The 13,723-nt window shown below is 60.6% G+C and carries 10 protein-coding genes; 4 read left to right on the top strand and 6 right to left on the bottom strand.

The genetic code is table 11. From position 1 onward, the window contains the following. Nucleotides 1–11: 11 nt before the first annotated feature. The 4 genes from SJY36_RS05035 (at nt 12) to SJY36_RS05050 (ending at nt 5,347) form a co-directional block, all read left to right on the top strand. Complete coding sequence (locus tag SJY36_RS05035; RefSeq protein WP_386173426.1) at nt 12–1,811, top strand: ABC transporter transmembrane domain-containing protein; 1,800 nt, start codon at nt 12–14, stop codon at nt 1,809–1,811. Between the two features lie 67 nt (nt 1,812–1,878). After that, nucleotides 1,879–2,310, top strand: a complete 432-nt coding sequence (lysM, locus tag SJY36_RS05040; RefSeq protein ID WP_037943733.1) for a peptidoglycan-binding protein LysM — start codon at nt 1,879–1,881, stop codon at nt 2,308–2,310. A gap of 218 nt (nt 2,311–2,528) precedes the next feature. Next, complete coding sequence (locus tag SJY36_RS05045) at nt 2,529–4,406, top strand: acyl-CoA synthetase (RefSeq protein WP_386173429.1); 1,878 nt, start codon at nt 2,529–2,531, stop codon at nt 4,404–4,406. Next, on the top strand, nt 4,403–5,347 hold the full coding sequence (locus tag SJY36_RS05050) for an alpha/beta hydrolase (protein ID WP_386173431.1): 945 nt from the start codon (nt 4,403–4,405) through the stop codon (nt 5,345–5,347). Before SJY36_RS05045 ends, SJY36_RS05050 begins: the two co-directional genes overlap by 4 nt. A gap of 9 nt (nt 5,348–5,356) precedes the next feature. On the opposite strand, the gene SJY36_RS05055 is transcribed toward SJY36_RS05050, so the two are convergent. The 6 genes from SJY36_RS05055 to SJY36_RS05080 all read right to left on the bottom strand — a co-directional run bounded on the left by SJY36_RS05055 (nt 5,357) and on the right by SJY36_RS05080 (nt 13,548). Further along, nucleotides 5,357–6,193 carry an alkaline phosphatase family protein gene (locus tag SJY36_RS05055; protein WP_386173433.1) on the bottom strand — a complete coding sequence of 279 codons (837 nt, stop codon included), beginning with the start codon at nt 6,191–6,193 and terminating at the stop codon, nt 5,357–5,359. 69 nt (nt 6,194–6,262) lie between these two features. Beyond that, nucleotides 6,263–7,900 carry an ABC transporter ATP-binding protein gene (locus tag SJY36_RS05060; protein WP_005852242.1) on the bottom strand — a complete coding sequence of 546 codons (1,638 nt, stop codon included), beginning with the start codon at nt 7,898–7,900 and terminating at the stop codon, nt 6,263–6,265. Continuing rightward, on the bottom strand, nt 7,897–8,712 hold the full coding sequence (locus tag SJY36_RS05065; RefSeq protein WP_009826461.1) for an ABC transporter permease: 816 nt from the start codon (nt 8,710–8,712) through the stop codon (nt 7,897–7,899). The genes SJY36_RS05060 and SJY36_RS05065 overlap by 4 nt, the downstream gene beginning before the upstream one ends. Before the next feature lie 133 nt (nt 8,713–8,845). Then, the gene (locus SJY36_RS05070) at nt 8,846–9,802 is read right to left on the bottom strand and encodes an ABC transporter permease (protein ID WP_386173435.1); all 957 of its coding nucleotides are present in this window, start codon (nt 9,800–9,802) and stop codon (nt 8,846–8,848) included. A 14-nt stretch (nt 9,803–9,816) separates the two neighbouring features. Then, the gene (locus tag SJY36_RS05075; protein ID WP_386173437.1) at nt 9,817–11,421 is read right to left on the bottom strand and encodes an ABC transporter substrate-binding protein; all 1,605 of its coding nucleotides are present in this window, start codon (nt 11,419–11,421) and stop codon (nt 9,817–9,819) included. Nucleotides 11,422–11,553: 132 nt separating this feature from the next. Beyond that, a complete protein-coding gene (locus tag SJY36_RS05080) occupies nt 11,554–13,548 on the bottom strand; it encodes a CocE/NonD family hydrolase (RefSeq protein ID WP_386173439.1) in 1,995 nt (664 codons plus the stop codon). Nucleotides 13,549–13,723 lie beyond the last annotated feature (175 nt).

Consider the following 13,723-nt stretch of genomic DNA (forward strand, 5'->3'; position numbering starts at 1 on the left):
AAGGATATCTCATGGCACGTACCCCGACGCCCGGCCCCGGCACCGAAGAACGCGAAAAATCGCGTGAGTTGGGGGCCCTGCGCGCGCTGCTGCCGTTTCTTGCGCCCTATCGCGGGCTGATGATCGCGGCCATTCTGGCGCTGGTGCTCACGGCGATGATCTCTTTGACGCTGCCGCTGGCCGTGCGCCGCGTGATCGATAACTTCGGCACCGGTGAGGCCGAACTGCTGGACCAGTATTTCGTTGCCGCCCTGATCATCGCGGCACTTTTGGCTGTGGGCACGGGGCTGCGCTATGCGCTGGTGACGCGCTTTGGCGAACGGGTCGTTGCCGATATCCGCAAGTCGGTGTTCGATCGCGTGATCTCGATGAGCCCGGCGTTCTACGAGAACCTGATGACCGGCGAGGTGCTGAGCCGGATCACCACGGACACCACGCTGATCCTGTCGGTGATCGGGTCGTCCGTGTCCATCGCGCTGCGCAATATGCTGATCGTGACCGGTGGGTTGGTGCTGATGTTGTTCACCTCGGCCAAGCTGACGGCGATGGTGTTGTTGATCGTACCGGCGGTAATTGTGCCGATCCTTGTTCTGGGGCGGCGCTTGCGGGTGCTGAGCCGCGAAAATCAGGACTGGATCGCGGCCAGCTCGGGCAATGCGTCCGAGAGTTTGGGCGCGGTGCAGACCGTTCAGGCTTTTACCAACGAAGCCGCCAGCCAGTCGCAATTCGCACAGATGACCGAGGCGTCCTATGATGCGGCGCAGCGTCGGATCAAGACCCGCGCGCTGATGACGATTATTGTGATCTTTCTGGTATTTGCCGGCGTCGTGGGCGTTTTGTGGATGGGCGCGCGGGATGTGCGTGCCGACCAGATGACCCCCGGTGCCTTGGTGCAATTCGTGATCTATGCCGTGATGGTGGCAGGCGGGGTCGCGGCGCTGTCCGAGATCTGGGGTGAACTTCAACGCGCCGCCGGTGCCACCGAACGTCTGGTAGAGCTGTTGCGGACCGAAGACACCGTGCAAGATCCCGCTGCGGCCATCGCCTTGCCCAGCCCTGTCGCCGGTCGGATTGGCTTTGAGGACGTGCATTTCAGATACCCTGCGCGCCCCGATGTGCAGGCACTGGACGGGGTCAACCTGTCGATCAACCCCGGTGAAACGGTCGCGTTCGTCGGGCCCTCGGGTGCAGGCAAGACCACGATCATTCAGTTGATTCTGCGGTTCTATGACCCTGCTTCGGGGCGGATCACCCTTGACGGGGTCGATCTGCGCGATGTTTCGCGTGCGGCCTTCCGCCGGTCGGTCGCCTTGGTGCCGCAAGATCCGGTGATCTTCGCCGCCTCTGCCCGCGAGAACATCCGCTTTGGCCGCCCCGACGCCACAGACGCCGAGATTGACGCCGCCGCCGAGGCCGCCGCCGCCCACGGGTTCATCAGCGCATTGCCCGACGGCTACGACAGCTATCTGGGCGAACGCGGGGTGATGCTGTCGGGCGGGCAAAAGCAGCGTATCGCCATCGCCCGCGCCATCCTGCGCGACGCGCCGGTGCTGCTGCTGGACGAAGCCACAAGCGCCTTGGATGCAGAAAGCGAACGCGCCGTGCAGGCCGCCGTGGATCGGTTGAGCGCGGACCGCACCACCCTGATCGTTGCGCACCGTCTGGCGACGGTGAAAAAGGCCGACCGCATTGTCGTGCTGGAAGCAGGGCGGATCGTCGATATGGGCACCCATGACGAGCTGGTCACCAAGGGGGGGCTCTATGCGCGCCTGGCGCGGCTGCAATTCACCGATGGGCGCGCGGCCGTATAAAAAACCTTGTGAATTTTACGGTTAGATGGAAACAATCACACCCGAATGGATCCAGAAGGAGAACAACATGGGTTTGTGGAGTTTCGTAAAAGACGCCGGCAAAAAAGTATTTGGCGGCGGTGATGATACCGAAGTCACCGGAGCCGCGCTTCAGGATGAATTGAAAGACCTCGGGCTTGACGCCGAAGGGCTCGATATTTCTGTCGAAGGCGACAAGGTCAAGGTATCGGGCAAGGCGGCGAGCCAAGAGATGAAAGAAAAGGTCATTCTGGCTGTGGGGAACGTCGAAGGCGTTGCCGCGGTTGAAGAAGACATGGACGGCGGCGAGGGGGACGGCACCTTCCACACCGTTGAAAAAGGCGACACGCTTTGGGCCATCGCGGCCAAGACCCTTGGAAATGGCGCGCGCTATGAAGAAATCTTTGAAGCGAATAAACCCATGCTGACCCACCCCGATAAAATTTACCCCGGTCAGATGCTGCGTATTCCTGCCAAGTAATCGCACTACACATAAGGGGTGTGCCACGCGCTTTTACCCCATAAAAGAGAGCGGCAGGCGGCGTCTGCCGCTCTTTTTCGAGCCTTCCGTTGGGTCAGTGGGCTTGAACGCAGCGTTTGAGCGCCTGCAAATGCTTGCGAAAGCTGAAATTAGCAATCATCTTTGACAACAGGGAATAACGGGATGCGGGCAAACCGCACCACTAAGGGAGGAAAATAATGTCATTTGCCGGTGTAGAAGACCGTAACGCAATCGAAGCAGAAATGCCGTGGGCTGACCGCGACGTGCCCAAAACACTTTGGAGCATGTTGAGCGAAACCGCCGGGAAGTTTCCAAGCCACGACGCAATCAGCTACCAGATTTTCTCTGGGCCGAAAGATCACGCGGAAACCCTAAGCTGGTCGCAGCTGCGGGGGCAGGTGGGTCGTGCGGCCAATCTGTTCCGGTCGCTGGGTGTGGGGCCGACCGATGTGGTCGCCTATGTCCTGCCAAACTGTAACGAGACGGTCATCACGCTTCTGGGCGGTGCCGTCGCAGGGATCGCGAACCCCATCAACCCGCTGCTTGAGGCAGAGCAGATCGGATCGATCCTGCGTGAAACCAATGCCAAGGTCGTTGTGACCCTGCGGCCTTTCCCCAAGACGGATGTGGCCGAGAAAACCGCCGAGGCGGTCAAGCTGGCACCGAATGTCACGACCGTGCTCGAAGTGGACCTGTGCCGCTATCTGACCGCGCCAAAGTCGTGGATCGTGCCGCTGATCCGTCCAAAGTTGAAGGTCACCAATCAGGCGACCTACAAGAATTTCAATTCCGAAATCGCCAAGCAACCGGCCGAGCTGACATTCGACGATCCGCAAGAGGATCGCGTCGCCTTCTACTTCCACACCGGCGGAACAACGGGCATGCCGAAAGTGGCGCAGCACAAGTATTCCGGCATGGTCTATAACGGCTGGCTTGGGCACACGCTGCTGTACACGGAAAACGACAACATCATGTGTCCGCTGCCGTTGTTCCACGTTTTCGCCTGCCACGTGATCCTTATGGCCGCGGTGAAATCCGGTGCGCATGTGGTCTTCCCGACGCCTCAAGGCTATCGCGGGGACGGGGTGTTCGACAATTTCTGGAAACTGGTCGAGCGCTGGAAAATCACTTTCATCATCACCGTGCCTACGGCGATTTCCGCGAAGATGCAGCGCCCGATCAACGCTGATATCTCGACCGTGAAAACCGCCTTCTCCGGCTCGGCACCCTTGCCGCTGGAACTGTTCCGCCGCTTTGAAAAGGCCACCGGCATCACGCTGATCGAAGGCTACGGCCTGACAGAGGCGACCTGCCTTGTGTCGTCGAACCCGACGGACGGCGTGCGCAAAGTGGGCAGTATCGGCATCACCTTCCCCTATACGGATGTGAAGATCGTCAAAAGCACCAGCGACGGGCTGGTCGAGGCAGAGGTCGACGAGATCGGCGAGATCTGTATCTCGAACCCCGGCGTCTATGCGGGTAACACCTATACCGAAGCCGATAAGAACAAGGATCTCTACTATCAGGGCACGCACCTGCGCACAGGGGATCTGGGCCGTATCGACAGCGACAAATACCTCTGGATTACAGGCCGCGCCAAAGACCTGATCATCCGTGGCGGTCACAACATCGACCCCGCCGAGATCGAAGAGGCGCTTCTGGGCCACGAGGCGGTCGCCTTTGCCGGTGCCATCGGCCAGCCGGATGCCCACGCGGGCGAGGTGCCTTGCGCCTTTGTCGAACTGGTCGCAGGTGCGTCGATCACCGAAGCCGAACTGCTGGAGTTCTGCAAAGAACACGTGCAGGAACGCGCGGCGCAGCCCAAGCATATGACCATCATGAGCGAACTGCCCAAAACCGCCGTCGGTAAGATCTTTAAGCCCGACCTGCGCAAAAACGCGATCACGCGCGTCTATGACGAGACGTTGGAAGCCGCCGGTCTGCCCGCGCGTGTTGCCTCTGTCACCGATGACAAGAAACGCGGTCTGGTTGCGCAAATCGCCATGAATGGCGCAAGCGAGGCTGATATCGGCGCGTCGCTGGACGTCTTTACCTTCGGTTGGGAGGCCGCGTGATCCAACCCGACTACCGCGTTCTACTGGATGAAGAGATCTGGGCCTATATGGACCGCTCGGACAGTTTCTATCCACCGGACGCGGTGTCACTCACCATCGACCAGCAGCGCGCTGTCTATAACCGGATGTGCGCTGCTTTTCACCAACGCCACCCTGATGGGGTCCGCACATGGGACGTCGCCTTCGGCGGCGTCCCATGTCGCGTTTACGAGGCCGACACATCCGATATCACGGTCGTCTACTATCACGGCGGCGGGTTTGTTGTTGGCGGGCTCGACAGTCACGATGATGTCTGCGCCGAAATTTGCGCCGCGACCGGCTACCGTGTGATCTCTGTCGACTACGCGCTGGCCCCCGAGGCCGTCTTTCCCGCTTGCTTCAACGACGCATGGGCCGCGTTTCAGGCGATTGCAGCCGCATATGACGGCGGGATTGTATTGGCGGGGGACAGTGCGGGCGGCAATCTTGCTGCCGCCGTCGCCCATACCGGGCGAGCATCTTTTCAGGGGCGCATAGCGGGTCAGGTTCTGATCTATCCCGGACTGGGCGGGGATCGCAGCAAGGGCAGCTATATCACCCACGCCAACGCGCCGCAGCTGACGGTTGCGGATATGGAGTTTTACCAGCAGGTGCGATCCGGTGGGGCACCGCCTGTGGACGATCCACGCTACGCCCCGCTGCACGATACCGACTTTACCGACCTGCCGCCTACGGTGATCCTCACGGTCGCCTGTGACCCGCTGTCGAGCGACGGGGAAGCCTATGCCGCCGCGATCAACGGGGCAGGCGGGCAGGCCCATTGGCACGAGGCCGCGGGCCTTGTCCACGGCTGTCTGCGCGCGCGGGTGATGTCACGCAAGGCAGGGGCGTTCTTTGATCAGGTGACAGCGGCGATCGGCGCTGTCGGGGCAGGGCAGTGGCCTGCGATCAGCACGGGCTAAGAAACGGCATCATTTCAGGAAAGACTGCGCCTTCATGGTATCAGCAACCGGCGCACCCAGACGGCCAAGGATCGTCGGCGCGAGCTGCAGCTGGTCGATCACCGTATCTTCGGACGGCCCTTCGGCATCGCCAAAGTAATACAGCGCGGTTTCCTGCTGCAACGCACTGCGTCCGCCGTGGTGCCCGCGTTCGTCCTGCCCGTGATCCGCTGTAACGATCACCTCATACCCCAGGGCGCGCCATTTCGGGATGAAGGGGGCCAGCATCTCGTCCATGACGGCGCAGGCGTGGTCCATTTCCTGACAATCGTGGAAAAACCGATGCCCCATGCTGTCCAGCGTGCAGGTGTGCAGCATCCCGTAGTTAAGCCCGAACCGCAGCGCCAGATTGGTGAGGGAGCCAAACAGATCCACATCCGAAGGGGTCATCTGGTTCACCAGCCCGTAGCCGGTCATCGTGTGAAACCGCCCGTGGTTGATCGTGTCGCTATCGGGTTCGTCGTATTCCACATCGCGCACATAGTCGAAGGGGTGGCGGTTGAAGAATTGCGACCAGAAAGAATGGGCCACGGCCCCTGTCACACCGCCCGCCGCACGGGTCTGGGCGAAGACGTCCTTGTGCCTTAGCCGGAACACATTGCCGTTGCCCGTGCAGCCATGTTCAGCCGGTGCCACACCCGTGTGGATCGAGGCATAGCAGGAGGCAGAGATTGACGGCAGCACCGCACGCTGGGTCCAGACCCGCGCCTCGCCACTATCGACCCAGCCTTCCAGATTGCCGAACAGCCGACGGAAATTGCGGTAGGGCACACCGTCGAGGATGATCAAAAGCAGCTTGTTCTTCATGTCGATACCTTTTCGGCCGGCCACAGCGCTTGTATTTGTCCGATACAAACCGCTGTGTTGCCCACAGGCTTAATTGCCAGCACTTTCCATTTTGCGATGTGCGATGGTTTCTTCCAGCCAGCCGATCTTCATCTCGGGGACAGAGCTCAGCAGCAGGTCGGTATAGTCGTCAAAGGGCGGTGATAGCACCTGACTTTTGGTGCCATACCGCACCACTTCGCCCTGATACATCACAGCAATACTGTCTGCGATGGCTTTTACCGTCGCGAGGTCATGGGTGATGAACAGATAGGCGACATCCTCGATCTTTTGCAGGTTCAACAGCAGCTTGAGGATGCCATCTGCCACCAGCGGGTCCAGCGCGCTTGTCACCTCGTCGCAGATGATCAGCTTGGGCTTGGCGGCCAGCGCACGGGCGATACAGACACGCTGTTTCTGCCCGCCCGACAGCTCTGCCGGATAGCGGTCCTGAAACCCGTCGCCCAATTCGATCTCGTCCAGCAGTTCCTGAATACGCTTCTGCTTTGCCTTGCCTTTCAGCCCGAAATAAAACTCGAGCGGGCGGCCGATGATGGTGCCCACGGTCTGGCGCGGGTTCATCGCGGTATCAGCCATCTGGTAGATCATCTGCATCTCGCGCAGGTCTTCGATGGGGCGTTGCGCCAGGGCGGGGGCAAGCTCGCGCCCGTCAAAGGTGATCGTCCCGTCGCTTGGGGGCAGCAGGCCGGTGATTACGCGGGCCAGCGTGGATTTGCCCGAGCCGGATTCCCCCACGACAGCCAATGTCTGGCCCGGGTGAATATCGACGTTGATCTTCTTGAGCACGTCAAAATCCGTGCCAGCATAGCGGGCGGTGACGTTTTCGACCCGTAGAACAGGGGTATCGGTCGGCGTTTTTTCCTCGTGGCGGATCGACCGGACTGAAACCAGCGCCTTGGTGTAGTCTTCCTTGGGCGCGTTGATGATCTGATCAACGGTGCCGTATTCGACCATATCCCCTTGTTGCAGCACCATAATATGATCGCTGACCTGTGCCACAACCGCGAGGTCATGGGTGATATAGAGCGCGGCAACGCCGGTGGCGGCGATGGCTTCTTTGATGGCGGCTAGCACGTCGATCTGCGTGGTCACATCCAGCGCCGTGGTGGGTTCGTCAAAGACCACCAGATCGGGCTGCGGACACAGTGCCAGCGCGGTCATGCAGCGCTGCAACTGCCCGCCAGACACCTGGTGCGGGTAGCGGTTGCCGATGGTTTCAGGGTCAGGCAGACCAAGCTTGCGGAACAGATCAACCGCGCGTTCCTCGGCCTCGGCCTTGGTGAACTTGTTCTGATAGATCGCGGCTTCGGTCACCTGATCCATGATCTTTTTCGCGGGGTTGAAAGACGCCGCCGCGGATTGCGAGACATAGGTCACCTCGGCGCCGCGCAGGCGGCGCACGGCGCGCAGACGCTCCTTGAGGATGTCGCGCCCGTTGACCCAGACCTCGCCGCCGGTGATCTCTACCCCGCCGCGGCCATAGGCCATCGCGGCCAGCCCGATGGTGGATTTGCCCGCGCCGGATTCCCCGATCAGTCCCAGCACCTTGCCGGGTTGCAGATCAAAGTCGACGCCGTGCACGATCTTGATATCAATCGGCTTTTCGCCGGGCGGATAGGCGGTCGCGCCGATTTTCAGGCCGCGTACCTTGAGGAGTGGCTCGGTCATCCGCGGCCCCCTTTCAGCGATGTGGTGCGGTTCAAAATCCAGTCCGCAACAAGGTTGATAGAGATGCAAAGCGTGGCGATGGCATAGGCAGGATAGAGCGCCGCCTGAATACCATAGTTGATGCCTTCCTTGTTCTCTTTCACGATGCCGCCCCAGTCAGCTTGAGGGGGCTGTACGCCCAGACCCAGAAACGACAGCGTCGACACAAAGAGCACCGCAAAGATAAACCGCAGGCCCATCTCGGCGATCAGCGGCGACAGCGCGTTCGGCAGGGTTTCACGGAAAATGATCCAGCCGATCTTCTCGCCGCGCAGGCGTGCGGCCTCGACATAGTCCATCACGGTGATGTCCACGGCCACAGCGCGCGCCAGACGGTAGACACGGGTGCTGTCCAGCAGACCCATCAGGATAATCAGGATCGGCACGGTGGTCGGCATCACCGACAGCACGACAAGCGCAAAGATCAGCGACGGAATTGACATGATCAGATCGACAAAGCGCGAAATGGCTTGGTCGACCCAACCGCCCGAGACGGCTGCGAAGAAGCCCAGAATGGACCCCAGCGTAAAGCTGAGGATGGTGGCTGCAGTGGCGATAAAGATCGTGGTGCGCCCACCGTAGATCATACGCGACAGCAGATCGCGCCCGATGCTGTCGGTGCCCAGCAGGAACTCCGACGACGAAGGCTCCCACACATCGCCGACGATTTCAGCCATGCCATAGGGGGCGAGCCAGGGGGCAAAGACGGCCATGATGAAATAGACGCTGGTAAAGAACAGGCCGATCATGGCGGAGATTGGAATGTTTTTCATGGGTTCGCTCCCAAACAAATGAATGGGTCAACGTCAGGTGGCGATACGGGCTTGCGGCAGGGGGCCGCGTTGATGCGAAGCTGAACTGCGGCCCCGTGCGTCGCGCATTGCCTCGGGGGGAGATGCGCGGCGCTCATTTGGGATGCCTCAGGCGCGGGTTGGCAAGGATCGACACGATGTCGGCCACAAGGTTCAACCCGATATAAACGGCGGCAAAGATCAGACCGCAGGCTTGCACCACGGGCACGTCGCGCTTGGAGACGTGATCGACCAGATATTGCCCCATGCCGGGATAGGCAAAGACGACCTCTACCACCACGACGCCGACGACCAGATAGGCGAGGTTCAGCATCACCACATTGACGATCGGGGCGATGGCGTTGGGGAAGGCGTGCTTTCGGATAATCTTCAGCATGCCCAAGCCCTTAAGCTCGGCTGTTTCGATATAGGCCGATTGCATCACGTTCAGGATCGCGGCGCGGGTCATGCGCATCATATGCGCCAATACGACCAGCGTCAGCACCATCACCGGAATGGCAATCGCGTTCAGCTTGGCGCCGAGGCTCATGCTGTCGTTGATGATCGCCACCGACGGAAACAGCCGCCATTTGATCGCCACCCAATAGATCAGCACATAGCCGATCATGAATTCCGGGATAGAGATCGTGGTCAGCGTGACGGCCGAAATGAGCTTGTCCGGCCAGCGGTCTTTGTAGCGCACAGCCAGCAGACCCAGAAAGATCGCCAGCGGCACAGAGATTGCAGCAGCCCAGAAGGCGAGGAAAAGCGTGTTCTTCAGACGCCCGCCAACGCTTTCTGCGATATCACGGCCATTGGTCAGCGCGGTGCCCAAGTCTCCTTGAAGCACGCCGCCCAGCCAAGCGAAATAGCGGGTCATGGCGGGATCGTTCATGCCAAGCTCTCGGCGCAGGTTCGCAAGCGCTTCGGGCGTGGCGGATTGACCTAGGATGGATTGTGCCACGTCGCCGGGCAAAATCGAAGTGCCTACGAAGATCAGGATCGACGCGGCAAAGAGGAGAAGAAGGCCCAACGCTAAGCGTTGGGCGATCAGTTTGACGATGGGATGCATAAGCTGGGTTTACCTTATGCGTCTTTGACCCAGCATTTGATCCCGGCTTTGTTGTTGGACAGTTCCGCGTTGGGATCTTCGACCCAGCCGCCGACATTGTTGGCGACACCATCCACAAAGTCGTTGAACATCGGCAGGATCAACCCGCCTTCGTCGCGGATCATCTGACCCATCTTGGAGTAGGTCTCTTTGCGCTTGGCCTCGTCTAGTTCGGCGCGGGCCGACAGCAGCATCTCGTCGAACTGGGGGCGTTTCCAGCGGGTGTCGTTCCAGTCCGCGGTCGACAGATAGGCGGTCGAATACATCTGGTCCTGTACCGGACGGCCACCCCAGTAAGAGGCGCAGAACGGCTGTTTGTTCCAGACCTCGGACCAGTAGCCATCGTTCGGCTCGCGTTTGATCTCCAGCGGGATACCGGCGGCTTTGGCGGATTCCTGGAACAGCGATGCCGCATCGACCGCACCGGGGAAGGCACCGTCTGCAACGCGCAGGATGATCGGGCTGCCATCGTGACCGGAGGCGGCGTAATGCTCTTTGGCCTTCTCGATGGAATGTTCGCGCTGCGGGATCGATTCATCGAACAGCGGATAAGAGCCATTGATCGGCATGTCGTTCCCGATGGTGCCGTAGCCGCGCAGGATCTTGTCGACCATTTCCTCGCGGTTGATCGCATATTTCAGCGCCAGACGCAGGTCGTTGTTGTCGAACGGTGCGGTGTCGACATGGGCGATAAACACATAGTGCCCCCGACCGGCAACGGATTTCACCGTCAGGTTGGGCGCGCGGTCCAGCAGGGCGGCAACCTTGGGATCAACGCGGTTGATCATGTTGACTTGACCCGACTGCAGCGCCGCGGTCCGTGCGGTGGCATCGTTCAGCACCAGCACTTCGTTATAATCGGTGTGGCCGCGGTTGTCGGCGTCCCAGTAGTTTTCGTTGCGCTTGAAGCCGTGGCGCACGCCGGGCTCGTCGACTTCCAGTGTGTAAGGGCCGGTGCCGATGCCCGCGCCGGGGTTGTCCATGCCGCCATCGGGCTGGATCATCAGGTGGTAGTCGGCCAGCAGGTAGGGAAGGTCAGCGTTGCCGACGCCCAGTTCAACGATGAAGTTGTCGCCATCGACCTTCATGTTCTCGATACCGCGCATGATGCCCAAGGCGCCGGATTGGCTGTTTTCATCCGAATGGCGCTGCATGGTTTTCAGCACGTCTTCGGGTGTCATTTCCTTGCCGTTGTGGAACTGGATGCCCTTGCGGATCTTGAACGCCCAGGTTTTCGCATCGGCCGAGGCCTCGTAGCTTTCGGCCATGCGGTTTTCGATTTCCCCGTTGGGATCGACCTCGACAAGGCTTTCGTACAGGTGGCGCAGGTTGTTCAGCGGCACTTCGGAGGCGGTCAGCGCAGGATCAAGCGTATTGGTGGATTCACCGCCCGACGACCCGATTTTTAGTGTGCCACCGCGAATTGGTGCTTCGTGGGCTGCAGCCTGCGCGTGGTTCGCCAGCATCGAGTTGGCGACGGCGGCTGTCACGCCCAAAGCAGCGGCACGCCCGACGAATTCGCGGCGTGTCATAGTGCCCTTGGCCACTTGGCCGGTCATATGTTTCAGTTGATCATCCATGATGAGAACTCCCTGTTTTAGGTGATACTTCCACGCATTGGTGCGCAGGTTTTTTTATTGACTGGTGGCACAACGTTAAGCATTTCGGCCCGTGTCGCAAGTGGTAATACCGGCGGCCATGTGACGAGTTTGTTACATAAAGTGTCGCTTAATGTCTTCCGTCACGTCGCGTTCATAGATCAATTTGTCGTTTTCGTACGCTTCAAGACGGGCCGTCAGATGAAAATGGGTCGCGTCCGACCACATCTGCGACCGGGTTTCTGTGCGCAGGATGATGTCGTCCCGCTCCAGCTCTTCGGTCCAGTGACAGGTGCCTTTTGCGGATAGCGGATCGTCGGGGTGAATGCGCCACACCTCCCGCGCGACAGAGCCCGCGATCAGCCCGTGATCGGCATCGCGCAGCTTGCCGAAGTCATCCTCGATGATCAGAGAGACGATGCCCGTGACGCGGTCGATCTCTTGGCGGCGGATGTGGTTTTCGGGGCGCAGTGTCTCTGTCTCCCACGGGGCGGCAGAGGTGGGCGGGGCAAAGCTGTATTCGTCCCCGCCGCTGGTCGGGCGCTGCGGCAGGTCGATCTGGCCGGACGACAGCGTGACCTCTGCCGCTTCGGGCGCAGGCCAGAGCAGGGGCCAATAGGCGGTAGAGATCGACACCCGCAGCCGGTGCCCCTTGGGGATGCGATAGGCGATGTGGTCAAGGTCCAGCGTGATGTCGGTCATGGCACCGGGCGCCATCGCCTGCGGATTTTCGGCGCTGTCGCGATGGGACAGGTTCAGCACGCCATAGGTGATCCGCGCCGAGGCTCCATCAGGGTGGATATGGTTCAACCGCACCGCGATCTGGCCCTGTGGCTTGTCGCAGGCCAGACGCAGGCGCAGACGCGGCGCGCCAAGGATATCCATCTGCTGCGCCAAGGGCCCGCTGTCAAAACAGACCGATAGCGCATCGTCTTGCCTCTGGTCGCCGGGCATTTCGGGGCCAAGCCAGATCGCACAATATTCCCCGCCATCCGCGCCGCAATGCGCGGGGGAGGCGACGCTGCGGTCCAGCGGGGCAGCTGTGTCTTGCAGGCCCTCATCCGTCAGATGCAACGTCTTGACGGGCAGATGCGATGTCGCGCCCGTGGGTTCGGTGATCCAGCGGCCGGGGCGTTCATGGGTCCAGGTGGCGGGGCGCATGCCGTCCATCAGATACGCGCGATAATCGGGGTCGTCCTCGACGCCCGTGTCGATCCCCTTGAGCCACCTATCCCACCAGCGCAGCGCCTCTTGCAGAAAGCCGATACGGGGTTCAGGGATGGCGAAATGCGGGTATTTATGCACCCAAGGCCCAACGATCCCCTTCGCACCGGGCAACGCCTCGACCAGCTGAGGGACCGCGTTCTTGTAGGAATTGCCCCAGCCGCCAATTGCCAGCACTTTGGCCTTGAGCGCGCTATACTCCTGGATCACCGACCCTTGCTTCCAATAGGCGTCGCGTGATTGGTGGCGCAGCCAAAGCGCGGGAAGAAACGGTTCTGCCTCTAGCCGCTCCAGCCACATTTCGCGCCAGTCGGGGCGCAGGGCAGGGTCGGGCGCGCGGCTGGAATAGGCCCACATCGTCGCCCCCCAGCCAAGGTTCTCGTTCAACAGGCACCCGCCCTTATAGTGGATGTCATCAGCAAAGCGGTCGACGGTGGAACATAGCGTAATCACCGCCTTAAGCGGCTCTGGCGCATGGGCTGCGACCTGCAGCCCGTTAAAGCCGCCCCAGCTGATGCCCATCATGCCCACCGTTCCGCTGCACCACGGTTGCGCGGCAAGCCAGTTGATCACCTCTATGCAGTCGGCCTGTTCCTGGGGGGTGTATTCATCCTCCATCACGCCATAGCTGTCGCCATTGCCGCGCATATCGACCCGCACGCAGGCATATCCGCGTTGGGCAAACCAAGGATGGGTCAGCGCATCCCGTGCGGTGGTTCCGTCACGTTTGCGGTAGGGGAGATACTCCAGAATCACGGGCACAGGCGCGTTATCGGAATTTTCAGGCCGCCAGACTCGTGCGGAAAGCCGGCATCCATCCGAGAGGGTGATGCCCATGTCGGGGTCTTCGATCAGTGATAGCGGGGTGTTCTGGGCGGTATCCATGCCGCGAAGGTCAGGGGGGAGCCCGGTATTGTCAACCGTTTGCAAGGGCTTGCGGTGTGGCACCTATGGGGTTTTTCCTGAGTGAAATGAGGCGGTTAATTATCTGGCAACGTTAACTATTATTAACGCTTTCCCGCAGTAGTAGAAACTGTGGCCGTGTTGCACTGTTGAAATA

Origin of the sequence: Sulfitobacter sp. R86518 (genome assembly GCF_042466275.1) — a bacterium.
Lineage (GTDB): Bacteria > Pseudomonadota > Alphaproteobacteria > Rhodobacterales > Rhodobacteraceae > Sulfitobacter > Sulfitobacter pontiacus.